The organism is Agrobacterium tumefaciens (genome assembly GCF_017726655.1).
Taxonomy (GTDB): Bacteria; Pseudomonadota; Alphaproteobacteria; order Rhizobiales; family Rhizobiaceae; genus Agrobacterium; species Agrobacterium tumefaciens_B.
The window spans coordinates 1786785-1810621 of sequence record NZ_CP072308.1; the positions used below are offsets into that span (position 1 = coordinate 1786785).

General features: G+C 58.4%; 24 protein-coding genes. 11 read left to right on the forward strand and 13 right to left on the reverse strand.

Annotated features, from left to right (window positions below; genetic code table 11):
• Positions 1 to 52: 52 nt before the first annotated feature.
• From AT6N2_RS08860 to sppA, 7 genes are all read right to left on the reverse strand, one after another.
• A complete protein-coding gene (locus AT6N2_RS08860) occupies positions 53 to 2302 on the reverse strand; it encodes a hybrid sensor histidine kinase/response regulator (RefSeq protein WP_209085785.1) in 2250 nt (749 codons plus the stop codon).
• 55 nt (positions 2303 to 2357) lie between these two features.
• The gene (gene lspA, locus AT6N2_RS08865) at positions 2358 to 2846 is read right to left on the reverse strand and encodes a signal peptidase II (RefSeq protein ID WP_063949533.1); all 489 of its coding nucleotides are present in this window, start codon (positions 2844 to 2846) and stop codon (positions 2358 to 2360) included.
• Positions 2846 to 3706, reverse strand: a complete 861-nt coding sequence (locus AT6N2_RS08870; RefSeq protein WP_209085788.1) for a TrmH family RNA methyltransferase — start codon at positions 3704 to 3706, stop codon at positions 2846 to 2848. Before AT6N2_RS08870 ends, lspA begins: the two co-directional genes overlap by 1 nt.
• Complete coding sequence (locus tag AT6N2_RS08875) at positions 3703 to 4836, reverse strand: class I SAM-dependent methyltransferase (RefSeq protein WP_209085791.1); 1134 nt, start codon at positions 4834 to 4836, stop codon at positions 3703 to 3705. Before AT6N2_RS08875 ends, AT6N2_RS08870 begins: the two co-directional genes overlap by 4 nt.
• A 91-nt stretch (positions 4837 to 4927) precedes the next feature.
• Positions 4928 to 5269 carry a LapA family protein gene (locus tag AT6N2_RS08880; protein ID WP_209085794.1) on the reverse strand — a complete coding sequence of 114 codons (342 nt, stop codon included), beginning with the start codon at positions 5267 to 5269 and terminating at the stop codon, positions 4928 to 4930.
• 66 nt (positions 5270 to 5335) lie between these two features.
• Positions 5336 to 5638: an integration host factor subunit beta gene (locus AT6N2_RS08885; protein ID WP_003493505.1), complete on the reverse strand. Its 303-nt coding sequence runs from the start codon at positions 5636 to 5638 to the stop codon at positions 5336 to 5338.
• A gap of 26 nt (positions 5639 to 5664) precedes the next feature.
• Positions 5665 to 6618 carry a signal peptide peptidase SppA gene (sppA, locus tag AT6N2_RS08890; protein ID WP_209085796.1) on the reverse strand — a complete coding sequence of 318 codons (954 nt, stop codon included), beginning with the start codon at positions 6616 to 6618 and terminating at the stop codon, positions 5665 to 5667.
• Positions 6619 to 6852: 234 nt separating this feature from the next.
• Here sppA and lptC point away from each other — a divergent pair, with 234 nt between their 5' ends.
• From lptC to ptsN, 6 genes are all read left to right on the forward strand, one after another.
• The gene (gene lptC, locus AT6N2_RS08895; RefSeq protein ID WP_063949528.1) at positions 6853 to 7518 is read left to right on the forward strand and encodes an LPS export ABC transporter periplasmic protein LptC; all 666 of its coding nucleotides are present in this window, start codon (positions 6853 to 6855) and stop codon (positions 7516 to 7518) included.
• A 13-nt stretch (positions 7519 to 7531) separates the two neighbouring features.
• A complete protein-coding gene (locus AT6N2_RS08900) occupies positions 7532 to 8095 on the forward strand; it encodes an LptA/OstA family protein (protein ID WP_063949527.1) in 564 nt (187 codons plus the stop codon).
• A 6-nt stretch (positions 8096 to 8101) separates the two neighbouring features.
• Positions 8102 to 8911, forward strand: a complete 810-nt coding sequence (lptB, locus tag AT6N2_RS08905) for an LPS export ABC transporter ATP-binding protein (protein ID WP_209085798.1) — start codon at positions 8102 to 8104, stop codon at positions 8909 to 8911.
• 153 nt (positions 8912 to 9064) lie between these two features.
• Positions 9065 to 10615, forward strand: coding sequence for an RNA polymerase factor sigma-54 (gene rpoN, locus AT6N2_RS08910; RefSeq protein ID WP_209085806.1), 1551 nt, complete (start codon positions 9065 to 9067; stop codon positions 10613 to 10615).
• Positions 10616 to 10849: 234 nt separating this feature from the next.
• Positions 10850 to 11422 (forward strand): ribosome hibernation-promoting factor, HPF/YfiA family, encoded by a 573-nt coding sequence (gene hpf, locus AT6N2_RS08915; RefSeq protein ID WP_003520085.1) that lies wholly within the window; start codon positions 10850 to 10852, stop codon positions 11420 to 11422.
• Positions 11423 to 11503: 81 nt separating this feature from the next.
• The gene (gene ptsN / locus AT6N2_RS08920; RefSeq protein ID WP_004439537.1) at positions 11504 to 11965 is read left to right on the forward strand and encodes a PTS IIA-like nitrogen regulatory protein PtsN; all 462 of its coding nucleotides are present in this window, start codon (positions 11504 to 11506) and stop codon (positions 11963 to 11965) included.
• Positions 11966 to 12046: 81 nt separating this feature from the next.
• On the opposite strand, the gene grpE is transcribed toward ptsN, so the two are convergent.
• Positions 12047 to 12682 (reverse strand): nucleotide exchange factor GrpE, encoded by a 636-nt coding sequence (grpE, locus tag AT6N2_RS08925; RefSeq protein ID WP_063949525.1) that lies wholly within the window; start codon positions 12680 to 12682, stop codon positions 12047 to 12049.
• Positions 12683 to 12798: 116 nt separating this feature from the next.
• Positions 12799 to 13890 carry a heat-inducible transcriptional repressor HrcA gene (gene hrcA, locus AT6N2_RS08930; protein ID WP_209085809.1) on the reverse strand — a complete coding sequence of 364 codons (1092 nt, stop codon included), beginning with the start codon at positions 13888 to 13890 and terminating at the stop codon, positions 12799 to 12801.
• A gap of 136 nt (positions 13891 to 14026) precedes the next feature.
• On the opposite strand from hrcA, the gene rph reads away from it, so the two are divergent.
• The 3 genes from rph to hemW are packed head-to-tail and all read left to right on the forward strand — an operon-like array spanning position 14027 to position 16610.
• Positions 14027 to 14743 (forward strand): ribonuclease PH, encoded by a 717-nt coding sequence (rph, locus tag AT6N2_RS08935; protein ID WP_063949523.1) that lies wholly within the window; start codon positions 14027 to 14029, stop codon positions 14741 to 14743.
• 17 nt (positions 14744 to 14760) lie between these two features.
• Positions 14761 to 15405: an RdgB/HAM1 family non-canonical purine NTP pyrophosphatase gene (rdgB, locus tag AT6N2_RS08940; RefSeq protein ID WP_209085838.1), complete on the forward strand. Its 645-nt coding sequence runs from the start codon at positions 14761 to 14763 to the stop codon at positions 15403 to 15405.
• Between the two features lie 5 nt (positions 15406 to 15410).
• Positions 15411 to 16610 (forward strand): radical SAM family heme chaperone HemW, encoded by a 1200-nt coding sequence (hemW, locus tag AT6N2_RS08945; RefSeq protein WP_209085840.1) that lies wholly within the window; start codon positions 15411 to 15413, stop codon positions 16608 to 16610.
• A gap of 68 nt (positions 16611 to 16678) precedes the next feature.
• Here hemW and dnaA read toward each other — a convergent pair whose 3' ends face one another.
• From dnaA to mutM, 4 genes are all read right to left on the reverse strand, one after another.
• Positions 16679 to 18241: a chromosomal replication initiator protein DnaA gene (gene dnaA / locus AT6N2_RS08950; RefSeq protein ID WP_209085842.1), complete on the reverse strand. Its 1563-nt coding sequence runs from the start codon at positions 18239 to 18241 to the stop codon at positions 16679 to 16681.
• Between the two features lie 770 nt (positions 18242 to 19011).
• Entirely contained in the window at positions 19012 to 19278 is a 267-nt protein-coding gene (gene rpsT, locus AT6N2_RS08955; protein WP_006310170.1) for a 30S ribosomal protein S20, read from the reverse strand.
• Between the two features lie 195 nt (positions 19279 to 19473).
• Positions 19474 to 20247, reverse strand: coding sequence for an enoyl-CoA hydratase (locus AT6N2_RS08960; protein ID WP_209085845.1), 774 nt, complete (start codon positions 20245 to 20247; stop codon positions 19474 to 19476).
• A gap of 32 nt (positions 20248 to 20279) precedes the next feature.
• A complete protein-coding gene (gene mutM / locus AT6N2_RS08965; protein ID WP_209085848.1) occupies positions 20280 to 21176 on the reverse strand; it encodes a bifunctional DNA-formamidopyrimidine glycosylase/DNA-(apurinic or apyrimidinic site) lyase in 897 nt (298 codons plus the stop codon).
• A gap of 143 nt (positions 21177 to 21319) precedes the next feature.
• On the opposite strand from mutM, the gene ubiE reads away from it, so the two are divergent.
• Together ubiE and ubiB are read left to right on the forward strand one after the other, a co-directional pair.
• The gene (gene ubiE / locus AT6N2_RS08970; RefSeq protein WP_209085850.1) at positions 21320 to 22096 is read left to right on the forward strand and encodes a bifunctional demethylmenaquinone methyltransferase/2-methoxy-6-polyprenyl-1,4-benzoquinol methylase UbiE; all 777 of its coding nucleotides are present in this window, start codon (positions 21320 to 21322) and stop codon (positions 22094 to 22096) included.
• A gap of 36 nt (positions 22097 to 22132) precedes the next feature.
• Positions 22133 to 23707, forward strand: a complete 1575-nt coding sequence (gene ubiB, locus AT6N2_RS08975; protein WP_209085853.1) for a 2-polyprenylphenol 6-hydroxylase — start codon at positions 22133 to 22135, stop codon at positions 23705 to 23707.
• Positions 23708 to 23837: the final 130 nt, after the last annotated feature.

Sequence of the window (23837 nt, forward strand, 5' to 3'; positions counted from 1 at the left end):
ACTATTTGACGACAGAATAGTGACAAAATGCGACCAGCGCGAGTCCGCCGTTTCATATTAGCGACGGACGTTTTGCCTTCAGTAGCCGGTGAATTTCCTCAACCAGCCGGCCTGGATCGGCAGGCTTGGCAAGCACGGCGCCGGCGCCGGCTGTCAGCAGCTTTTCAGCGGTCGCAGTCGTCGCATCGCCGCTCAGTACAATGACGGGAATACTTCTGTCGGCCTCCATGCTCCGCAAAAGCTCGGGAAGCACGTCCATCCCCTCACCGCCCGGCATATTGAGATCGGATATGATGAGATCAGGCAAACGGCGCGCGCCCGGTTCCAAAGAGTGCCGGAGCCCCTCGAAGTCTTCGACAAGACGAACGACATAACCGTTTTTTTCCAGAACAGCGCGGACGATGCGCTGGTTGACGGCGTCGTCTTCGGCAACGAGGATCTCAATGCCGCCCGTCGGGTCTTTCATGACGCGCGAGGAAAATCCCACATCCGGATGGTTGTCGTTGATCGCATCCCGACGCTCGATCCCGCGCAGACGGCCGCACAGGACGTCGATCAGGGATTTTTCGCGCAGCGGCCGGATCAACCAGGCGTCGAAGGATACATGCATTGTCGAGGGGCGCTCTTCCGGGCTGACCAGCAGCGTACGGCGAACATCCTGGTGTGGCCAATCCTTAAGTGCATCCCTGAACAGCGGTGAAATACGCCGGTCGACAATGATATCGGTAAGCCCCTCCGCCTGCACGGTGGCGTCGTTTCGCAGCCTTTCAAGATCACCTGGCTGGTGGATGAGCTGGCATCGTCCCCCGAGCGCTTTGATCGCCTCCATGGTCACCCCTGCCGCCACACCTTCCGGCGCGATGAGGAGGACATTCGTATGCCGCAGGCACCCACGCCGTCCGACATCCACCATCTCGGCAGGAGCGCCAGCCGGCCGGAACGTCAGCTTAAAGGTGCTCCCCTTTCCTTTTCGGCTGGAAACCGTGAGGCTGCCACCGAATTCGCGCACGATGCGGGCGGAAATTGCGAGGCCAAGACCCGTGCCAGCGCTTTGCTGCGATACAGGCCCGGCCTGCTCGAACTCGCCAAAGATGCGTTTCTGCTCCGCCTCGCTCATGCCAGGACCGGTATCTTCAACGCCGATGTATAATTCCCCGCCAACCATGTGCACCCTGACGACCACCCCGCCTTCCCGCGTGAATTTGACGGCGTTGCCGATGAGATTGAAGAGAACCTGCCGGAGCCTTGCCGGATCGAAATCGAGATGATCGGGCACATCAGGCGTTACGAAGGAGGCGATTTCGATGCCCTTTTCGTGCGCGCGGTGGGCCAGCATCTCAACGACGCTCTCGATCAGCCGGCGCAGATTTTCAGCGCGCGGATTGAGCCTGAAGCGACCTGCCTCGAGTGTCGAATAATCCAGGAGATCCTCGACCAGTTGCACCAGCGACTGGCCGGACTGCCGCATGCCATCCAGATAATTGCGCTGTTCTTCGTTGAGTTTGGTCTGGGACAGAAGATGGTTCATGCCGAGCATGCCGGAAAGCGGCAGCCGGATCTCGTGGCTGACCGTGGCAAGCAGCCTTGCCTTAACCGCATCGGCCTTTTCGGCTCGTAACCGGGCGTCTTCCCGCTCGGCGAGCGCAAGCCGCTCCTCGGTCACGTCTCTCGCGATGCTGCTGATCATAAGTCGGCTACTTGAAAGATCACGCGTCACGACATCATGCCAGGAAAAGATGCGCTGACCGAACGGCGTCGCGATCTCGACATCATAGGCGTGAACCTTCTCACCCGGACGGAAAGCAATACCGATTTCCTCGCAGCTTAATCCTTCCGGCACCGCACAACCGGTCATGTCGCGAAAGATCCGGTTCGCCTCGACGATGCGCCGGTTCATGTCACGGATCACGACAATGTCGCCCATGGATTCCTGCATCTCCGCGATCAACGATCGGTTTTGCGTCTGCCGGAGCCTGAGATCGGATTCCGCGACCTGAGTAAACGGCCGCTGAGGAGGCGTGCGAAAGAGCGCGTAGACAAGGAGGCCGACGAGCAGCAAGCCAAAGAAGACTGCCAGGCCGACGGTCGTCGCATAGGGCACTGCAAGTGCAACCAGGGCCGCGACAAAGCCTCCAACGGATAAGGATATGGCGATGTGGAGCGCTACAGAGCTGGCATGGATCGCATGATCCTCGTCCGCTCGTCGCGGCGTGGTATCGATGCGATCTGCCGCCTGCTCCGCCGTGGCGGCCAGGCCAAGCCCATCCGAAACTTTTTGCCGCAGTCTTGCCAGTTCGCTCATGCTCAACCGCTACCACGGCAGCGGTTTTGATATGTTTGGCGGCAACCCTAAAATTTTACGTTTTGGCTGCCCGGGCGTGCAAAACTTCGTCAAGGATAACGCAAGCTGCGCCGATGGTTATGAAACTGTCTGCGAGATTGAAAACGGCGAAAGACCAAGTCTCAGTGTAAAACAGGATGTAGTCGATGACGTGGCCGTAAAAAAACCGGTCGAGAAGATTGCCGGCGGCACCTGCAATAATGAAGGCAAAGCCGAGATGGGCGAAGGTACGGTCCGCTGCCGTCTTGCGCCACAGCCACAGAACGAAGACCACGATGACGAGGCGCATGCTGACGATGAACCAGCCATGCATGTCTTCGAGCATCGAAAAGGCAACACCGAGATTGTAGGTCCGGTAGAGCGCAAGGAACGGAGCGACGGGCACCATCTGTTGCAGCGGCAGATAGGCCTCAACCAGCTGCTTGACGACCTGGTCCAGCACCAGTGCGGCGACGATCAGCGCAAAAGCAGGACCGAATTTCGAGAACAATGCCGCTTTGGCCATTACGTCACCGGTGCCAGTTCGAGGAGATGTCGCCGTGCTTCAAACAGCATGACGGCGGTTGCGATGGCGAGATTGAGACTATCGGCACGGCCCTGCTGGGGAATGCGCGCCAGTTGGTCCGCCTTGCCGGCGAGTTCCGGCGGGAGGCCGGATTGCTCGTTACCCATCAGGATCACGACCGGTTTGCCAGCATAGTCGATCTTTCGATAATCGACCGAACCGGCAAGATGCGTGGCAACAACACTGACGCCAGCCGATTTTTTCCAGGCCAGAAATTCATCGACGGAGGCACGAGCGACCGGCGTGGCAAAGACCGAGCCCATGGTGGCGCGCACCGTCTCCAGCGAAAATGGATCGGTGCAATCGCCGACCAGAATGACACCTGAAGCGCCCGCCGCATCCGCCGTGCGAATGATGGTGCCGAGATTTCCGGGATCGCGCACCCGGTCGAGCGCGATATAGGTCTCGCCCTTTTCCGCTCGGATATCCTTCAGCGGCTTCCATTTCTGTTCGAAAATGCCGACCACCATCTGCGGATTGTCGCGGCGGGTGATCGAGGCGACGACCTTTTCGCTGACTTCGAGTACGAGACCGCCCGAGGCCACGGTCTTTACCGCCGCCTGCTCCACCAGAGGCTTGCCCTTGGCGGCTTTGGCGTAAACCAGGGTCTTGATCGTCCAGCCAAGCTCAAGGGCGTCGATGACCAGTTTCAGGCCTTCAGCCATGAAAGTGCCCGTCTCTTCCCTGCCCTTTTTCTGGGTCAGTGCCTTGATATCCTTGATGATGGGATTGGCAAGACTCGTCACTTCCTTGACCTGGCCAACGCGTCGCGTGGTGTTTTCGCGCATGTCCTTCATCATTTCGGCTCCCAGCGGCTGAACAGCGATGTAGAAAGAACGCGGCCCGGCGTTTTGCCGTCTAGCCCGGCCTCGCGAATCACCAGTTCTCCAGACGCAACAGTGCCGCCCGCGCCGCGCATCGTTTCGCGCATCAGTTCATGCATCGAATAGAAGCTGGCCCGGATGGAGTAGGCAGTCAGTACCAGGCCTAGCGCCTTGGGCGAGAGGATTTCCCGGCAGATATCGAGCATCAGCGGCAGATGGTCGAACAGCTGCCAGACTTCGCCATGGGTGCCGCGGCCGAACTTTGGCGGATCGGTGAGGATGATGTCGTAGGTGTTGCCACGACGTTCTTCCCGCTGGATGAACTTCATCGCGTCTTCGCAGATCCAACGAATTGGCGCATTTTCCAATCCTGCGAGCGACTGGTTTTCCTTCGCCCAGCCAATTGCCTTCTTCGACGCGTCCACATGGGTCACTTCAGCCCCGGCCGCCGCCGCAACAAGCGAGGCGACACCGGTGTAGCCGAAGAGGTTCAAAACCTTCAGCGGCCGGTCGGCCGTCTCGACCGCATGTTTCAGCCATTCCCAGTGGACGATCTGTTCGGGGAAAACGCCGACATGGCGGAATGCGGTGAACCGGCCGAGAAAATTGACGCCGAGCAACGACAGGGGCCAGGTCTCGCCGAGCGCCGCTTTCGGGAAACGCCAGCGACCCATGCCGTCTTCATCCGTATCGCCGGTGAAGATGGCATCGGCATTCTGCCACACGCGGTCCGGAACAGAGGGTTTCCACAGCGCCTGGGCCTCCGGACGGACCACGCGGTAATCACCATATTGTTCAAGCTTCAGGCCGTTGCCGCTGTCAATCAGGTGAAAATCACCGGCACCGCTTGATTCGAGAATGACGGGAACCTGCTCGGCAGGCAAAATCCCGCTGCGCTCCTTGAGAGGACGTGCGGGCACCTGTTCTACGGCTGATGCTATACTGACCTTTTCCTTCGCCGGCGCTTTTGGCGTGCTGCGCACGGCGTCGGGCTCACGCTTTTTCGGCGCTGCATCCGGTCTGCGTGCCGGCTTCGCGGCGTTAATCTGCTTCTTATCGGCCCCGGCCCGCGCGCGCGTGCCCGGTCGGCTGTCTTTTTTCTTCAATGGAATCTTTCCGCTTATGCCCGCGTCTTATTGCGCAGCAAATAGCATCCCGAACGCCGCTCTACCAGAGCCACAACAATTCTCGGCACCATCACTCTGCCGGGAGCTGTCCCGCGTTCGGTACGGCGCCGCCCGTTGCCGCCTTTTGACGGTTCGCCTCATCATGCCAGCGAATGGCTTCCCTGGCCTCGATACGGGCGCGTTTGCGGTGTTTTCCCTGAGCGACCCATGTGGCCGCCGACCCCAGCAGGACACCAAAAATGACCGCCAGAAAGAGGAAAACAAAGAAGGGCGCCGTGAAGGACAGAACCCCGTCATCCGGCCGGAAGGGATTAAGTGCCAGCGTCACGGACTGTCGATTGGCGACGCAGAGGATGACGAGGATGATCGCCAGGGGCAGCAGAATGATGAGGTTGATGATTTTTTTCGACATCCGACAATACTCCATCACTGCAAACGCACGACCGGCACATTCTTAATCGCCGGGCTCCAAGGGCGGTCAATCGTCCTCTTCGTCACCCATACCGGGATTGAGGCGTTCGCGCAGTTCCTTGCCCGTCTTGAAGAAAGGCACCCATTTTTCCTCGACGAAAACCGACTCACCCGTGCGCGGGTTCCGCCCGGAACGGGAAGGACGGTTTTTGACGGAGAATGCGCCGAAACCACGAAGCTCGACGCGGTTTCCTGCGGCCAGGGCATCGGTGATTTCATCCAGCACCGCATTGACGATGTTTTCCACATCGCGGTGATAAAGGTGCGGGTTACGCGCAGCAACGATCTGCACCAGTTCAGACTTGATCACGGTTGCCCCCTGAAAGAATTGGATTTTTAACGCGGCTCAACCTGCCAAACGGAAACAAGACCGTCAAGAAACAACTTGTCCGCTCCGAGCTGGCCAGCCCCCGCAAAGGGAATTAAATCGTCGTATCCCAGAAACTTTGCTATTTGCGCAACACTGAACAGCGCAAAAGGCGAATTCGACGACGGCGCACGCCATTCGACGATCGGCAGATCCTTTGCCACACCACGGGTTTCGAGATAGGCGCGAATCTCCTTTTCGCCGCCCAGCGTATCGACCAGCTTGTTGGCAAGCGCCTGACGGCCGGTGTAGATCGATCCATTGGCCAGTTTCAACACGTCCTCGCGCGGCAGCTTGCGGCGATCGGCCACAAGATCGACAAACCAGCCATAGCTATCCATCACCATGGCGCGGATCATCGTCTTGGCTTCCTCCGGCGCATCATGGAACGGCGAAGGCTCGGCTTTCATGGGCGATGACTTGATTTCCTGCAGCGAGACGCCGAGCTTTTCCAGCAACGGGCCGAGTTGCGGATACTGGAAAATCACCCCGATCGAGCCGGTGATGGAGGTGTCCCCGGCGACGATGACGTCACCCGCCGATGCGATCATGTATCCTGCCGACGCTGCAAGCGTGCGGACATCGGAGACAACAGGCTTCTTTTCCGCCACAGCCCTGATGGCCTTGAATATGCGCTCACCGCCATAAGTCGTGCCACCGGGCGAGGAAATGGAGACGATCAGGCCTTTGACGTTATCGCTCTCGGCGATCTTGTCGAGCCGTTCAAGAAGTTCGGTATTGTCGGTGATCAGGCCGGTGATTTCGACCCGGGCGATATGCGGTCTCGCGCTCTGCGGAGGCCCTTCCCAGAAGACCCGATAGAGGCCAAAGGCGCCCGCGACAAGCAGCAGAACGGCGGCAACACGCCAGAAAGTCAACTTGCGGCGCAGCCGCCTGCGATCCGCTATCGCCATATTGTCCATCAAAACCTCTATCGTCCGCTTTTGCGTTTCTGGCCATATGGAACTTCTAGCGCGAAGCCGCAAGGAAACAATAGGAAACCGGAAATACAATTATATTAGCATTTCCCTTGCGCCTCTCCCGATAAAAACCATATTGGCAGGGCATGGCACTCGTGCCAAAAAGATTGTTCACGACAGTAGCTTCTGGTGCGGGCCCGATTGGCTGTGCTGAGGAAGCGTTCCGGACCCACTCTTATGCTTGAAAGACTCCGCGAAGCCGCGCCAGCATTTCCGTTGCCGAATGACCACGACCGCGCCTACGGCGTGGCTCTTCGCCATTCCGCGCGCGTTAAGCGCCTGAAGATCATTCTTCCGGTCAGCGCGGTGATTATTTCGCTCGTCTTCATCGCGGTCTCGGTTATTCGAACCTGGGCGCCTGAAAATGTCTCGCTGGAAAGCGCGAGGATCGAAGACGGGAAGATCGTGATGGAAAAACCTGCCGTTGCAGGCCGCAACGAGAAGGGGATTGATTACTCCATGAACGCGGACCGGGCGTTGCAGGACATTGCGAACCCCAATCTCATGACCTTGGAGAAGGTTCTTGCGGCGGTGCCGGTCAACGACGGCGTTGCGCAGGTGATCGCGAAGGAAGGCGTTTTTGACAGGGCCACGAACAAGCTGACGATGACGGCCCCTTTTGACATCAATCTCAGCAATGGCATACAAGCGAAGTTCCAGTCCGCAGATGTCGATCTGAAGGCCGGAAAAATGAGCAGCAAGGACCCTGTCTCAATCAAAACAAACGACGGGTCGATTGTTGCGCAATCGATTGATATCGCCGATAATGGCAAAACCATCGTATTTTCGGGGCAGGTACGGGCACGTATCGCTGCATCCAATATTAAAAATGAAGGCAAGTGAGAGCCCGGTCCAGATGATGCAAATGTCCCGTCCCGTTACCCTTGGCAAATATGCAGGCATCGCTTATGCGGGCCTGATTTTTTCCTGTCTTGCTACCGCCGCAGTTGCACAGAGCACGACCAGCAATATGCAGGGCGTCAAGCTGTCAAGCGACGAGCCGATCACGATCGACAGCGATCAGGCGGAGGTTAGAGACCAGGAGCGCAAGGCCTATTTCACCGGAAACGTGAAGGTTGTGCAGGGCACGACGACGTTGCAAGCCGGCAAGATGACGGTCAACTATGCCGGTCAAGGCGCGTCGCTGACCGGTGGCAACGCCCAGATCGAAAAGATCTTCGTCGACAACAACGTTTACCTGACCTCAGGCACGCAAAATGCGACCGCTGATCACGGCGAATTCGACATGGCGAGCCAGACATTCATCCTCACCGGCAAGCAGGTGGTCCTCTCCGAGGGTACCAATGTCTTTACCGGCTGCAAATTGACGGTTTTCATGGAGACGGGGCAGGCAAAGCTCGATGCTTGCGGCGGTCGCGTTCGGATCATGCTTGATCCGAAGTCGCAGAAAAAACAGTAGTTTCTCGTGAACATAGCTTCCATCTCAAAGATATTCGGCGGCGGGCGCAGCCGAGCCGCAGCTGCCGCCTCAACGGCCGATAAAACCCCGTATGAGGGAACGCTAATCGCGCATGGCCTGACCAAGACGTACAATACCCGTCGCGTCGTCAACGGCGTTTCGCTTGTCGTGCGTCGCGGTGAGGCCGTCGGGCTGCTTGGTCCCAACGGCGCCGGTAAAACCACCTGTTTCTACATGATTACGGGTCTGGTTCCCGTCGATACCGGCAAGATCGCCATTAACGGCAATGATGTGACCACGATGCCGATGTACCGACGCGCGCGCCTTGGCGTTGGTTACCTACCGCAGGAAGCATCGATTTTCCGCGGCCTTACCGTTGAGGAAAACATCCGCGCCGTGCTCGAAGTGCATGAGCCTGACTCGGCGAAACGCAACCGCAAGCTCGATGAGTTGCTGGAAGAGTTTCATATCGCGCAGCTGCGCAAATCGCCTGCCGTCGCGCTTTCGGGTGGTGAACGCCGCCGCCTGGAAATCGCACGCGCCCTTGCGACCGATCCGACATTCATGCTGCTCGACGAGCCTTTTGCCGGCGTCGATCCGATTTCGGTGAGCGACATTCAGAATCTGGTGAGGCACCTCACAGCCCGCGGCATCGGCGTTCTGGTGACCGACCACAATGTGCGTGAGACACTGGGCCTCATCGACCGCGCTTACATCATCCACGCTGGTGAGGTCCTGACGCACGGCCGCCCTGACGACATCGTGAATAATCCGGACGTAAGACGGCTTTATCTCGGTAACAATTTCAGCCTTTAGGATGGTGGGCGCGAAAGATTCTTCATCGCGCCCCGCGCTGACGCTTGACCAAACAAAATAAAAAAGCAATTTTTGGGCCAAGTTCCGTCGTCTCAGTAAAATTTTTGGAAAATCAGGCGCCGGAGAAGCTGTAAAGGGAGTTTCGCGTCCGCCATGGCATTGTCTGCCAGCCTTTTGCTGCGTCAAAACCAGTCTCTCGTGATGACACCGCAACTGATGCAGTCGATCCAGCTGCTTCAGATGACGCATTTCGAGCTGACGCAGTTCATTGCGCAGGAAGTGGAGCGTAATCCGCTGCTGGAAATTGCAGCAAACGACAGTGATTTGGGCAGCGATGCACCCCTAGACGCGGAAAGTTTCGGCGACGCGGATGGCGATGGTGCGGAGAGATCACCTGATGTCACCGCCGACAGCGACGACTGGTATGGCGATCGGGCGGCCAATCTCGGAGAGCAGCTGGATACCAGCTTCGAAAATGTCTTTCCTGACGATGCAGAGCCCAGAAAAGCCGATGCTCCTGAACTGGCGGGCCAATGGAAGTCGATGCCCGGGCAGGAATCGGGGGAAAGTTATGACCTCGACGACTTCGTTGCTGCCAGGCAGAGCCTCAGCGACCATCTCAATCAACAATTGCCCCTCGCCATAGCTGCCGCAGAAGACCGGATGATTGCCGATGCGCTGATCGGCCAGCTTGACGAGACGGGATACATCGCTGCCGACGCCGTCGAGGATGTCGCCGAGCGGCTGGGCACAAGTCCTTCATCAGTCGAGGAGGTGCTGAGGACACTCCAGAGCTTTGACCCACCGGGCGTCTTTTCCCGCTCTCTCAGCGAGTGCCTGGCAATCCAGCTCGCGCAAAAGGATCGGCTGGACCCGGCGATGCGGGCCTTTATCGACAATCTGGAACTGCTTGCGAAACGGGATTTCGCGACCCTGAAGAAAATCTGCGGTGTCGATGAGGAAGACCTTCTCGATATGCTGGCCGAAATCCGCACGCTCAATCCCCGTCCCGGTGCGGGTTACGACTCGATGGTTTCGGAAACCATTGTTCCCGATATCATCGTTCGTCCCTCCTCCGCCGGCGGCTGGCTGGTGGAAATCAATCCCGAGACCCTGCCGCGCGTGCTTATCAACCAGAGCTACTTCGCCGAGGTGTCGAAACACAAGGCGCGTGCCGGCGAAGATCAGGATTTTCTATCCGAATGCATGCAGACGGCCCATTGGCTGACCCGCAGCCTCGACCAGCGCGCCCGCACAATCATGAAGGTGGCGACGGAAATCGTCCGCCAACAGGATGCCTTCCTCGTCAACGGCGTCGATCATCTGCGCCCACTGAACCTCAAGACGGTGGCCGACGCCATCAAGATGCATGAATCCACCGTCAGCCGGGTGACGTCCAAGAAGTACATGCTCACGCCGCGTGGGCTGTTCGAGCTCAAATATTTCTTCAGCGTATCGATCAGCGCAGTGGAGGGCGGAGACAGCCACTCCGCCGAAGCGGTTCGTCACCGCATCAAGGCCATGATCGCCCAGGAAGCAGCCGATGCGGTGCTTTCCGACGATGATATCGTCGACAATCTGAAAAAGGGCGGCATCGATATCGCCCGCCGGACCGTTGCGAAATATCGCGAAGCGATGAATATTCCCTCTTCGGTGCAGAGGCGCCGGGAGAAGAAGGCTATGGCCAAGCTCTCCGCTTTCTAATCGGGGTACCCGATCACTTTCGCAGCGGTTTTTTGCCGCACCATTGACTCTTTCAACGGCAGGGGCTAGAAGCCCGCCGCACACGTAAGCAAGGTCATTTGTAACGGATTCACCTCCACCGTCCATGGGCGTAAAATTCGAATGAGGGCTTTTTAAGGTCTTCGAAACGCTTGGATGCGCGCGCGGCTTGACGTAAGCTGGTACTCGCAAATCACTACAAAAAGGAAAATTTCCATGAGTGTGCGTGTATCTGGTAAACATATGGAGATCGGTGAATCTTTCCGTCAGCGGATTGAGGACAATATAGGTCTGGCAGTTACCAAATACTTCGATGGGGGGTATTCAGGCCAGGTGACGGTGGAGAAGTCCGGATCGCGTTTTGCGGCCGATTGCAAGCTGCATCTCGATACCGGTGTTGTATTGCATGCGGCGGGTCAGGCAAATGATCCGCAGGCGAGCTTCGACGCCGCCGCAGAGCGGATCGAGAAGCGCCTGCGTCGCTACAAGCGCAAGCTGAAAGACCACCACAATGGTGCGAACGGTGTGTCGCAGGAAATCGCTTACACGGTCATGGATGCTATTCCCGATGAGGACCATGAGGTCCCTGAGGATTACGCACCCACCATTGTGGCCGAAAGTTCGAAACAGATTAAGACCATGTCTGTCGCCAGCGCCGTGATGGCGCTCGACATGACGGACGAACCGGTTCTGCTGTTCCGCAGCCCGGGCAAGGAATATCTCAACATCGTCTACCGACGTCATGACGGCAATATTGGCTGGATCGACGCGGAAACGATCAAGAGCTGAACAGTCTGACAAGACGTGGGAGGCAGAGCGCGAAAGCGCCTCTGTCCCCCACCTCTCTCGATGGCATGAAGGAAAAAGAGAATGGCGTTGGCAGATCTGCTGCAACAAGATGCGATTATTCCCGCCCTCAAGGTGAATTCCAAAAAGCAGTTGCTTCAGGAGCTGGCCGCAAAGGCAGCCAGAATTACCGGAGTCTCGGAACGGGAAGTTTTCGACGTCATCCTCCAGCGTGAAAAGCTCGGTTCGACTGGTGTCGGCCACGGCATTGCCATTCCGCATGGCAAGCTTAACAGCATTCAGCAGATCACCGGGGTTTTCGCGCGTCTTGAAACGCCGGTTGATTTCGAGGCACTGGACGATCAGCCCGTCGATCTCGTATTTCTTCTGCTCGCACCGGAGGGCGCCGGCGCCGATCATCTGAAGGCTCTTTCGCGCATTGCGCGGGCCCTGCGCGACCCTGAACTGGTGGCCAAGCTGCGTGCTACCGATTCCGACACCGCAATATACGCGTTCCTTAATCAGGAACAGGCGACGGCTGCCTGACGGCAGGCCTTCTTTCCCAGTTAATGGCAATAAAAAACGCGCCCAGAAGGCGCGTTTTTCGTTACATCCAAACGGATGTCCTCAAGCGTCTTTTTCGTTCACGGACGCGGTGCCCGGTTCGGCCGAGGCAGCAGCTTCCGCCTTCGGGCCGCCCTTGGAGACACCGACCATAGCGGGGCGCAAAACGCGGTCGCCAATGGTGAAACCGGCCTGAATCACCTGCAATACGGTGTTGTTGGGAACGGCCGTGTTGGGAATTTCAAACATGGCTTGGTGGAAATTCGGGTCGAACTTCTGGCCCTCGGCATCGATCTTCTTCACGCCGTGGCGTTCCAGCGTCGACAGCATTGACCGCTCGGTCATCTCCACGCCCTCAATCAGGCCGTTGAGACCGGCTTCGCCATTGGTCTTGAGCTCATCGGGAATGGCTTCCAGCGCGCGGCGAAGATTATCGGAAACGGCAAGCATATCGCGTGCAAAGGCAGCCATCGAATAGGCCTTGGCATCCTTGACATCACGCTCGGTGCGGCGGCGAAGATTGTCCATCTCGGCGGCAAGGCGCAGGAATTTATCGCGCAGATCGGCGTTCTCAGCCTTGAGCACCTCCACCGGATCGGGCTCTGCCGTTTCGGCCTGTTCTTCACCTGCCTGGGCAGGTTCGACAAACTCTTCCGCGACGTCCGCGTCAGGTCCGGGCTTTTTTGTATCGTCGGTCATGACGTTCTCCAGATTAGACAGTTAGTGGTTGCGCCCGATATCGAGCTTTGACGGGCAAAAATCAAGGCTTGCGGCGAAAAGCTTGCCGCAATCTCTTGGGGGACCCGGGGGCCGCCCTATCGCTGCTTGCGGGAAAGGCGCGCCATGATCTGTGCGGTGTAATCCACCATTGGCACGATACGGGCATAATTCAGCCGCGTCGGGCCAATGACGCCGACCGCACCCACGACTCGATTGTCCTCATCGCGATAGGGCGCGACGATCAGCGAGGAGCCGGACAGCGAAAACAGCTTGTTTTCCGAACCGATGAAAATCCTCACGCCTGACCCGCTTTCAGCAAGATTGAGGATTTCGATGAGGTTTTCCTTGCGCTCGAGATCATCGAACAGCAACCGGACCCGGTCGATGTCTTCTTCACCGGCAAGTCCCTCCAGCAGGTTGGAGCGACCACGCACGATGAGGCGGCCAAGCTTGCCGTCCTCGCTGTCGCCAGCCCACATGGCAAGGCCGCGCTCGACGAGGTCCTGTGCCAGCGTGCCGAGTTCCGACTGAAGTTCCGCCCGCTGCGTCTGAAACTGGCTGCGCAGTTCCTGCAGCGTCTGGCCCGACAGGTGGGCATTGATGAAATTCGCCGCCTCGGTCAGTTGCGACGAGGAAATGCCCGCCGGCAACTCGATGATGCGGTTCTCCACCTGATTATGGTCGCCCACCAGCACGGCAAGTGCCTTGGTCGGCTCCAAGCGGATGAATTCCACATGTTTCAGAATAACGTCGTTTTTCGCGGTCAGCACGAGCCCCGCACCGCGCGACATGCCCGAGAGCATACGGCTCGCCTCTGTCAGCAATCCGTCCAGCGATTGCTCGTGGCCAGCGACGGGCCCGATCTGGCGATCGATACTGGCCCTTTCCTCGGCGGGCAGATCGCCCACTTGCATGAAGGCATCGACGAAAAAGCGCAATCCCGTCTGCGTGGGCAAGCGCCCGGCGCTGATATGCGGCGAATAGATGAGGCCCAGCTCTTCAAGATCGCTCATGACATTGCGAACGGAAGCAGGCGAAAGCGACATCGGCAGAAGTCGCGACAGACTGCGCGACCCGAGCGGTTCGCCCGTATCGAGATAGCCTTCGACGATGCGCCGGAAAATTTCCCGCGACCGTTCATCCAGCAGGGATGCCTGATCTTTTGAAAGCGGTGCAGAAAAACCCATCTCGTCCGTTCTTTGTCGTCTGTATCCTGTCGTGGCTAATATAATGCGTCGCGCGGCTCCGGCAAAATGGAAATTGGCTTTGCAAAAGAACGGCCCGCGTCTTAGAAGGCAGGAACCAACATGGAGAGTGGATCATATGCGGCCTTCAGGCAGAAAAACCGACCAGATGCGCAAGGTTTCCTTCGAGCGCAATTTCTCGAAGCATGCCGAGGGCTCCTGTCTCGTGAAGTTTGGCGACACGCATGTGCTCGTTACCGCAAGTCTTGAAGAAAAGACGCCACCGTGGCTGCGCAACAGCGGCAAGGGCTGGGTCACCGCCGAATATGGCATGCTGCCGCGTTCCACCCATGAGCGTATGAAGCGCGAGGCTGCCTCCGGCAAACAGGGCGGTCGAACCCAGGAAATCCAGCGTCTTATCGGCCGTTCGTTGCGCGCGGTCGTTGACTTGCAGGCACTTGGCGAGCGCCAGATCAGTATCGACTGCGATGTCATCCAGGCCGATGGCGGCACCCGCACCGCCTCCATTACCGGCGCATGGATTGCGCTGCATGATTGCCTGAAGTGGATGGAAACCCGCAACATGATCAAGGTCGAGAAGGTTCTGAAGGACCATATCGCCGCGATCTCCTGCGGTATCTTCGCCAGCCAGCCGGTGATCGATCTCGACTATCTCGAGGATTCTTCTGCCGAGACCGACGCGAATTTCGTCATTACCGGCTCGGGCGGCATCGTCGAGGTTCAGGGAACAGCTGAAGGCGCGCCCTTTTCCGAAGAAGAATTCCTGACGCTGCTCGGTCTCGCCAAGGCCGGCTGCAGCGAGCTGGTCGCCCTTCAGAAACAGGCGATCGCCTGAGCCGACAGGAAAGTACCATGCGCAAGCTCGAGACCAGAACGATCGTCGTCGCCAGCCACAACAAGGGCAAGATCGCCGAAATCGCCGATCTGATCGGGCCTTTCGGTTTCTCCGCCAAATCGGCGGCCGAGCTCAATTTTGTCGAGCCTGACGAAACCGGGACCACCTTCGAGGAAAATGCCGCCATCAAGGCGCTTGCTTCCGCCAAGGCGTCCGGCCTGCCTGCCCTGTCTGACGATTCCGGGCTTGTCATCGACGCGCTTGACGGTGCGCCCGGTGTCTATACCGCCAATTGGGCGGAGACGGCTGACGGCACGCGCGACTTCGCCATGGCGATGCAGAAGGTCGAGGATGCGCTTTCCGAATGCGGCGCCTCAAAGCCGGAAGATCGCACGGCCCGTTTCGTCAGCGTGCTGTGCCTCGCCTGGCCAGACGGCCATGTCGAATATTTCCGTGGAGAGGTGGAAGGCACAGTCGTATGGCCGCCGCGCGGGACCAGCGGGTTTGGTTATGATCCGATCTTCAAACCCGAGGGTTACGACACCACATTCGGTGAGATGACGGCGGAAGAGAAACACGGCTGGAAGCACGGCGACAGCTTTGCGCTGTCGCATCGGGCGCGCGCCTTTAAAAAATTCGTAGAAACCTGCCTGGAGGCATAAACCCGATGGTCGGGGAGCATCAACTTTCTGCCCCCGGCGCATCGCTTCTGCCGGATACGGGCGATCCCGGTTTCGGGATCTATCTGCACTGGCCCTTCTGCGCGGCCAAGTGCCCCTATTGCGACTTCAACAGCCATGTCCGCCACCGCCCGGTGAACCAGGAGCGGTTTACGGCTGCCTTCCTGCGGGAAATGGAACATATGCGGTCGCTGAGCGGCCCGCGCGTCGTCACCAGCATCTTCATGGGCGGCGGCACGCCCTCGCTGATGGACCCGCAGACGGTTGGCGCGTTGCTGGATGGCGTTGCGCGTTTCTGGCATGTGCCCGATGGAATCGAGATCACCATGGAGGCCAATCCCTCCAGCGTCGAGGCCGAACGGTTTCGCGGTTATCGCGCGGCGGGAGTAAACCGTGTCTCCCTCGGCGTGCAGGCGCTGAATGACCGCGACCTGAAATTCCTCGGACGGCTGCATGATGTCGCCGACGCGTTGAAAGCCATCCGGCTGGCGCGGGAGATTTTTCCGCGCATGTCCTTCGACCTCATCTATGCCCGGCCGAACCAGACGGTGGCGGAATGGGACGCCGAGCTAAAGGAAGCCGTCTCCTACGCCGTCGACCATCTGTCGCTCTATCAGCTGACAATCGAAGAAGGCACGCCCTTTTATGGCCTGCACAAGGCCGGCAAGCTCATCGTGCCCGACGGCGAACATTCGGCCGTGCTTTATGAGGCGACGCAGGAAATCACCGAACGTTACGGCATGCCGGCCTATGAGGTCTCCAACCATGCCCGGCCCGGCGCCGAAAGCCGCCATAACCTCACCTACTGGCGCTACGGCGATTATGCCGGCATTGGCCCCGGCGCACATGGACGCCTGACGCGTGGCGCTTCCAAGCTCGCAACGGCCACCGAACGCCACCCCGAGACTTGGCTGGAAGCCGTCGAACGGGAGGGCCATGGCATGATCGATCAAGAACTGCTTGGCGTCGACGAGCAGGCCGACGAATTGCTGTTGATGGGACTTCGCCTGCGCGAGGGCATCGACCTCGCCCGCTGGAGCGACCTTTCCGGCCGCGACCTCGACCCGGAAAAGGAAGAGTTTCTTCTTCAGCACGGTTTCGTGGAGAGGCTCGGCAATTCCCGCCTGCGCTGCACACCATCAGGCATGCTTATTCTGGATGCCGTGGTGGCTGATCTCGCCTGCTGACATCAGCGCGCCTTGTACGAGCCATAGAGCAAGATGAGAATAAAAAAGCGGCCCTGAGGCCGCTTTTTTCATGCGTTGTTTTCGTTGATCAGGCGCTTCAGCAGCTCGACCTCATGGCCGAGCTTGGTGTCGCCAGAGATCAGTTCCTCGATCTTGCGCACGGCATGCAGAACCGTGGTGTGATCGCGACCTCCGAACCGGCGACCAATCTCCGGGAAGGAACGCGGCGTCAGCATCTTGGCGAGATACATGGCGATCTGGCGCGGTTTGACGATGACGCGGGTGCGGCGGTTGGACACCAGCTCCTGCCGTGACACATTATAGTGCTTGGCGACGATGCGCTGGATATCCTCGATACGGACACGCTTGGCTTCACCCGTTCCGACGAGATGCGACAGCAGCTCATCGACACGGTCGACCGAGAGGTTCGGCTCGAAAGAGCGACGGAACATCAGCTGGTTGAAGGCGCCCTCCAGCTCGCGACCGCTTGCCGTCACGCTTTTCGCCACATGGGTCAGGATCTCATCCGAAATCTCGAAGGACGGATCGTCCTGACGGGCCGAGCCGAGGCGACGGTTCAGCATCTCGTAGCGCATGTCGTAGTCAGGACCTTCGATTTCGATGGCCATACCACCCTGAAGGCGGGAACGGACACGCGGATCGAGCGATTCCAGCTCCCATGGCGCACGATCAGCTGCGACCACGACCTGCTTGGCGCTGTCGAGCAGCATGTTGAGCAGATGGCAGAATTCGTGCTGGATCATCTTGCCCTGCAGGAACTGCATGTCATCAATGACGAGCAGGTCGATGTTACGCAGCGTGTCCTTCAGCGTCAGCGCATCATTGTCGCGGATTGCGGTCGCAAACCGCCACATGAAGTATTCCGCCGTCAGATAGACCACGCGCGGATTGCGCGGGCTGTCAATCGCCGCATTGGCAATCGCCTGCAGAAGATGTGTCTTGCCGAGGCCAACACCCGCGTGAATGAACAGCGGATTGAACCGCACGGCACCCGCACCGGCTTCGGCAATCGTCTTTGCCGCCGCAAGTGCGACGCGGTTGGACGAGCCTTCGACAAAGGTATCGAAGGTGAAGCGTGTGTCGAGCGGCGAACCGAACAACGGCCCTGACCCGCCCTGGCGCATGGTAGACTGCACTGCGGCAGGCTGCGCCACGGGGGCCGCGGCCGGCTGCGACGGAATAAAGGACTTGTTACGTGGCGCTGCACCGGCATCCGCAGCGGGCTGCGCCTTGTCATCGATCTGGGCCGGGCGCACCGGGCGGCTGGCCGAGCGGACCAGAATCTCCACCTTCAGCACATCCGGGTCCTCGCTTTGAACGAGGTTCGTGATCAGATCCATATAACGGTTGTTGATCCAGGACTTCAAAAAAGTCGTCGGAACTGTAAAACGGACGACGCTTTTCGAAACAGAATGGAGTTTGAGCCGTGCGAACCAGCTTGCATAGACCTCCGGGCCAACCTGTGCCTTGAGCCGCGCGCTGAAACGTTCAAATAGCGCATCGTGCGTCACAGCCGATTTGTCCCCTGCCGCGTCTGAGCAAGCTGCATCACATGCCTTTGGTGCGCGGTCCCCATCAGCCACCGCACCCATCGCCAAATTCAATTGCATATTGCCGCCTTTCAAATTGCCAATCATAGCCTGACGATCAAAGATCGATCGTCAGGGATCCCCCTCGTTTATTTATGCCCCCAGTGTCCCCCTCGAAAGAACACCAGAGCTCTTACCCGTTTGCGAGTCGGTTATCCCTTTTTCCTCCCCCTCATAGAGAGGCATGCGACACGCTAAAAACGCTCCTTTCGCTACAACCTTAAGGCGCATTCTTGAAGACAAAAGAACCCATCCCGTTCCGAGACCGAAACGGCACAAAAAGCTCCATGACTTGAAAAAACGGACCCCGAAGGAACCGCCAGCAAGAAGGTGAATATCGCCGATGACGATCATCGAGATAATCTGTGGACTGAGATCCGCACCCCTTGTTGAAATGCATTTAGGCAGGATCGTGGGTAGAGATCAATGGCGTTTTTTCTGCAAAAACGGAGAACGGCCATTGACTCGCAAAGGCCGTTTTGCATCACCGAAGGGGTGCTAAGCAGAATCGCTTATGAATCAATGAGATTCAATTTTGGCGATTTCCAAGAGCCGTTTTTACCGAAAAAATAAAAATCTTCTTGACTCAAATCTCGATGCGACTTCCGTAGAGAAAGCCTACCATCCTCGAGAAGACCTCCGATAACATATTGATTTTACTTTTATTTTCCTGTCGTCTGTTTGACACGCGTTTGTCACGTTACGACGGCAATGGTTAACGGCCAGTTAGAATCACAAAAAGCCCGGTCAAAAGACCAGGCTTTCTGAATAGTTAATTGTGATTAGCCGGATTAGGCCGAAAGAGCCTTAACGCGCTGGGCGAGACGCGACACCTTGCGGGATGCGGTGTTGCCGTGCAGGACGCCGCGGGTGGCTGCGCGCTGGATCTCTGGCTGGGCAGCCTTCAGAGCTTCGGTAGCGACAGCGAGATCACCGGTAGCGATTGCTTCCTCGACCTTGCGAATGAAGCCGCGAACGCGCGAACGGCGAGCCTTGTTGACTGCGGTACGGCGAGCGATCTTGCGGGTCGCCTTTTTCGCCGAAGTTGTATTGGCCATGTATGCCTCTCTTCGAATTCAAACCAAATTCCGCAACCATAGGATCGGGTCGTTCGAAGACCTCAGGTAACCCAAGAATGCGGGAGTAATTTCGGACAAGCCGGATGGCTTTCCTTAACCGTGGGCGGGCATATACCGCTAAAGCTTACGCCCGTCAACGCGCAAAACGCTTAAAAGCGCCGATATTCCGAATCCTTAGCGATTCCGAAAAGCGGGTTTGCGCTTTTCGACGAAGGCCGCCATGCCCTCCTTTTGATCCGCCGTGGCAAACAGCGACTGGAAGGAGCGCCTTTCAAATCTCAGGCCCTCCGACAGCGGCACCTCGAAGGAGCGATTGACGCTTTCCTTGGCCATGAGCACGGAGGCGCGTGACAGCGAGGCGATGCGCGTTGCAGCCTCCATGGCCTCATCCATCAGACTTGCAGCGGGCACGACGCGAGAGACGAGACCGGCGCGTTCAGCTTCAGCCGCGTCCATCATGCGTCCGGTCAGAACCAGATCCATGGCCTTTGCCTTGCCGACCGCCCGCGTCAGCCGCTGTGAGCCCCCCATGCCCGGGATAACGCCGAGGGTGATCTCCGGTTGGCCGAACTTTGCGGTCTCGGAGGCGATGATGAAATCGCACATCATTGCCAGTTCACAGCCGCCTCCTAGCGCAAAGCCCGAGACTGCAGCGATCACGGGCTTGCGGGTCGCGGCCACCTCGTCCCAGCCGCCGAGGAAATCGCCGACATAGGCGTCAACGAAATCCAGCCCCTGCATTTCCTTGATATCAGCGCCAGCGGCAAAGGCCTTTTCGGAGCCGGTAATAATGATCGCTCCTATGGAATCATCGTTCGAAAATGAAGACAGAATGTGCCGCAGCTCTTTCAGAAGCGCTGAATTGAGGGCGTTGAGGGCCTTCGGACGATTGAGGGTGATGACACCCACCTCGTCGCGTTTCTCAACCAATATCGTTTCATAATCCACGGCAATCTCCCCTTTTTCGTACTCCAACAATGTCACTTCTGGCAGGCGGCACAATAGAATGTCGAACGGCCGGCCTGGACGATCCTTTCGACCGTACCCCCGCATCCGGGTGTCCGGCAAGGCTGACCTTCCTGATCGTAGACCGAAAAGGAATGCTGGAAATAACCAAGCGTGCCGTCCGTCTGTATGTGGTCGCGCAATGATGAGCCCCCGGCGGCGATGGCATCGGCGATGACATCGCGAATTTTCTCCGTCAGGTCGACGAGTTGTGCTTTGGGCTTGCCAGCTTTCGTCACCAGCGTTCCTGCCGCCCGCAGTGGCGACAGATGCGCACGCCAAAGCGCCTCGCACACATAGATATTGCCAAGGCCGGCAATGACCTTCTGATCCAGCAGCGTGCTTTTCAGCGGTTGGCTTTTACCGTCGAACCGGCTTGCGAGATAATCGGCGCTCAGCGTATTGCCTGTTGGCTCCGGGCCAAGTTCCGCAAAGGCGGGATAAAGATCGAGCTTGTTGCGCTCCACCAGATGCATGAAGCCGAAGCGACGCGGATCATTATAGATGACGGAGACACGCTGAACTCCCCTGTCGAGATGAAAGACGACGTGGTCGTGCTTGCCGTCCTTCGAGCGGGGATGGTGGAATACGCCGGGTACGCTGCCTTCTGCATCGGCCTCCGCTTCCACGCGGAAAGAGCCGGACATGCCAAGATGGGACACGATCGTCAGCCCGTCCTCCAGCTCGATCAGAAGATATTTCGCCCGTCTTCCGAGCGAGACGATCGTCTTCCCCTCGATAAGCTCCGCGAAATCCTCTGGAAATGGAAAACGCAGGTCGGGGCGGCCGAGGCGGAGCTTGCGAACCCTTGTCCCCTCCATGGCAGGAGCAAGGCCGCGTCTGACGGTTTCGACTTCTGGCAATTCTGGCATCTGGCTTATCCGGCAGTTTTTCGTTAGGACCATGTGGTCTATAAAGTGCACGCGAAATGTCGCGCCCAGGCGATGCGGCAACAGATAGCGTCGCCATGGCGTTTCCGCTATGGTCCGCCACGCAATAAATATGGAGACAGACGATGACCGACGCCCGTACCACTGCCCAAGGCGGCATGGAAACGTCCTATGGCTTCCACAAGGTGGACGAAGGCCAGAAGCAGGGGATGGTCAACGAGGTCTTCCACAAGGTGGCCAAGCGCTACGATATCATGAACGACGTCATGTCGGCCGGCCTGCACCGGCTGTGGAAGGACGCCATGGTCTCCTCACTTTCGCCGCGCAAGGATCCCTCCTACAAGGTTCTGGACGTGGCTGGTGGTACAGGGGATATCGCCTTCCGGATCATCGAAGCTTCCAGCCGTCTGGCGCATGCCACCGTTCTCGATATCAACGGCTCGATGCTTGCCGTTGGCGAAGAGCGCGCGGCTAAAAAGAAGCTTTCGGACAATCTGACCTTCGTGGAGGCCAATGCCGAGGAGCTACCCTTTGAGGCGAACAGCTTCGACGCCTATACGATTGCCTTTGGCATTCGCAATGTGCCGCGCATCGATGTTGCGCTGAAGGAAGCGCATCGCGTGCTGAAGCGCGGTGGCCGGCTGCTGGTGCTGGAATTTTCCGAAGTCGAGATGCCGCTGCTGGATCGGGTTTATGATGCCTGGTCGTTCAATGCCATTCCGCAATTCGGCAAGATGATCACCGGCGACGCTGAACCGTATCAGTATCTGGTCGAATCGATCCGCAAATTTCCCAATCAGGAGGATTTTGCGACGATGATCCGCACCGCCGGTTTCTCCCGTGTGACCTATACCAATTACACCGGCGGCATCGCCGCCCTGCATTCCGGCTGGAAGCTCTAAGACCATGGCCGGCAGAGGCAGGAGACAAGCATAAGCATGAGCACTTTGGGCGCATATTTCCGCCTCGCAAGGGTTGGTTGGGTTCTCGTGCGCGAAGGCGTCGTGCTCGCCCTGCCGTCCGACGATCTGCCTGCGCCCGCGCAGGTATTGAAGGCGTTGCTGAAGCCCTTTGCCCGCAGCAAGGCAAAACAGAGGCAACGCAGCGACAGATTGGCTGTGGCGGTCGAGCGGCTTGGGCCTTCCTATGTGAAAATGGGCCAGTTTCTCGCCACCCGGCCGGATGTGGTCGGGGCAGAATTTGCCGACGATCTGGCAAGCCTTCAGGACCGCATGGCCTTTTTCCCGCCTGCGGCGGCAAAAGCCAATATTGAAGGTTCGCTCGGCCGGCCCGTTTCTGAACTCTACAGGGAATTTGGCGATCCGATTGCAGCCGCCTCCATCGCGCAGGTGCACCCGGCCATGGTGGAGACGCCAAACGGCCTCCGCAAAGTTGCCGTGAAGGTGATCCGTCCCGGCGTGCGGCAACGCTTCCAGAACGATCTCGAGGCGATGTATCTGATCGCCGACCTGCAACAGCGCTTTGTCCGTTCGGCCCGTCGGCTGCGACCGGTCGAAGTGACGCGCACGCTGGAGCAGACGACCAAGATCGAGATGGATCTGCGGCTTGAGGCCGCCGCCCTTTCCGAGCTTGCGGAAAACACCAGGCAAGACCCCGGTTTTCGTGTTCCCGAAGTCGACTGGGAACGCACCGGTCGTGACGTCGTCACCATGGAGTGGATCGACGGCGTCAAGATGTCGGATATCGAGGGCCTGAAGGCCGCCGGTCACGACCTGAACAAGCTTGCCGACACACTGATCCAGTCCTTCCTGCGGCACACCCTGCGCGACGGTTTTTTCCATGCCGACATGCATCCCGGCAATCTTTTCGTCGATCCGCAGGGCGTGATAGTCGCCGTCGATATGGGGATTGCCGGACGGCTCGGCAAAAAGGAACGGCGTTTTCTCGCCGAAATCCTCTACGGCTTCATCTCGCGCGATTACATGCGGGTGGCGGAAGTGCATTTCGAGGCCGGTTACGTGCCGGGCCATCACGACATAGCGAGTTTCGCACAGGCGATCCGCGCCATCGGCGAGCCTATTCACGGCCAACCGGCCGAGACGATCTCCATGGGTAAGCTCCTGACCCTTCTCTTTGAAGTCACGGAGCTTTTCGACATGGAAACGCGGCCAGAACTCGTGATGCTGCAAAAAACCATGGTGGTGGTGGAAGGCGTCTCGCGCATGCTCAATCCACGCTTCAACATGTGGAAGGCGGCTGATCCTGTTGTCAGTGGCTGGATCAGGGACAATCTCGGCCCGAAACGCATCGTCACGGATCTGAAGGATGGCGTGAAGGCTGCCCTCAAGCTCGCCGAGGCAGCGCCGGAGATAGCCGCCAAAACGGAAAAGCTACATTCCGAACTGATGTATATGAGCGAGAACGGCTTGCGTTTCGATGCCCAGACCGCAGAAGCCATCGGCAGGGCGGAAGCGCGCCATACCAGGTGGGGGCGGATAGCGCTGTGGGTTATTGCGCTGACGCTTCTTTATATTGCCATCAAAGTGAGCTGAACATCTCGGCACCTTCCCGTGCCATGTTTGTGTAACGTCTCGAGGTGATAAAGACCTGGCCTGTCATTCGGTCGGGCAGGTTGTGCGGGGTAAGGGGCTGCTTTGAAGCCGCGAGATTGCGCGGGTGTGA

What these genes read in the sequence shown, in the direction of transcription:
- AT6N2_RS08860 (WP_209085785.1), bottom strand. Translation starts at nt 2,302, where the DNA reads ATGAGCGAACTGGCAAGACTGCGGCAAAAAGTTTCGGATGGGCTTGGC.
- lspA (WP_063949533.1), bottom strand. Translation starts at nt 2,846, where the DNA reads ATGGCCAAAGCGGCATTGTTCTCGAAATTCGGTCCTGCTTTTGCGCTG.
- AT6N2_RS08870 (WP_209085788.1), bottom strand. Translation starts at nt 3,706, where the DNA reads ATGATGAAGGACATGCGCGAAAACACCACGCGACGCGTTGGCCAGGTC.
- AT6N2_RS08880 (WP_209085794.1), bottom strand. Translation starts at nt 5,269, where the DNA reads ATGTCGAAAAAAATCATCAACCTCATCATTCTGCTGCCCCTGGCGATC.
- sppA (WP_209085796.1), bottom strand. Translation starts at nt 6,618, where the DNA reads ATGGACAATATGGCGATAGCGGATCGCAGGCGGCTGCGCCGCAAGTTG.
- lptC (WP_063949528.1), top strand. Translation starts at nt 6,853, where the DNA reads ATGCTTGAAAGACTCCGCGAAGCCGCGCCAGCATTTCCGTTGCCGAAT.
- AT6N2_RS08900 (WP_063949527.1), top strand. Translation starts at nt 7,532, where the DNA reads ATGATGCAAATGTCCCGTCCCGTTACCCTTGGCAAATATGCAGGCATC.
- rpoN (WP_209085806.1), top strand. Translation starts at nt 9,065, where the DNA reads ATGGCATTGTCTGCCAGCCTTTTGCTGCGTCAAAACCAGTCTCTCGTG.
- hpf (WP_003520085.1), top strand. Translation starts at nt 10,850, where the DNA reads ATGAGTGTGCGTGTATCTGGTAAACATATGGAGATCGGTGAATCTTTC.
- ptsN (WP_004439537.1), top strand. Translation starts at nt 11,504, where the DNA reads ATGGCGTTGGCAGATCTGCTGCAACAAGATGCGATTATTCCCGCCCTC.
- grpE (WP_063949525.1), bottom strand. Translation starts at nt 12,682, where the DNA reads ATGACCGACGATACAAAAAAGCCCGGACCTGACGCGGACGTCGCGGAA.
- hrcA (WP_209085809.1), bottom strand. Translation starts at nt 13,890, where the DNA reads ATGGGTTTTTCTGCACCGCTTTCAAAAGATCAGGCATCCCTGCTGGAT.
- rph (WP_063949523.1), top strand. Translation starts at nt 14,027, where the DNA reads ATGCGGCCTTCAGGCAGAAAAACCGACCAGATGCGCAAGGTTTCCTTC.
- rdgB (WP_209085838.1), top strand. Translation starts at nt 14,761, where the DNA reads ATGCGCAAGCTCGAGACCAGAACGATCGTCGTCGCCAGCCACAACAAG.
- hemW (WP_209085840.1), top strand. Translation starts at nt 15,411, where the DNA reads ATGGTCGGGGAGCATCAACTTTCTGCCCCCGGCGCATCGCTTCTGCCG.
- dnaA (WP_209085842.1), bottom strand. Translation starts at nt 18,241, where the DNA reads ATGCAATTGAATTTGGCGATGGGTGCGGTGGCTGATGGGGACCGCGCA.
- rpsT (WP_006310170.1), bottom strand. Translation starts at nt 19,278, where the DNA reads ATGGCCAATACAACTTCGGCGAAAAAGGCGACCCGCAAGATCGCTCGC.
- mutM (WP_209085848.1), bottom strand. Translation starts at nt 21,176, where the DNA reads ATGCCAGAATTGCCAGAAGTCGAAACCGTCAGACGCGGCCTTGCTCCT.
- ubiE (WP_209085850.1), top strand. Translation starts at nt 21,320, where the DNA reads ATGACCGACGCCCGTACCACTGCCCAAGGCGGCATGGAAACGTCCTAT.
- ubiB (WP_209085853.1), top strand. Translation starts at nt 22,133, where the DNA reads ATGAGCACTTTGGGCGCATATTTCCGCCTCGCAAGGGTTGGTTGGGTT.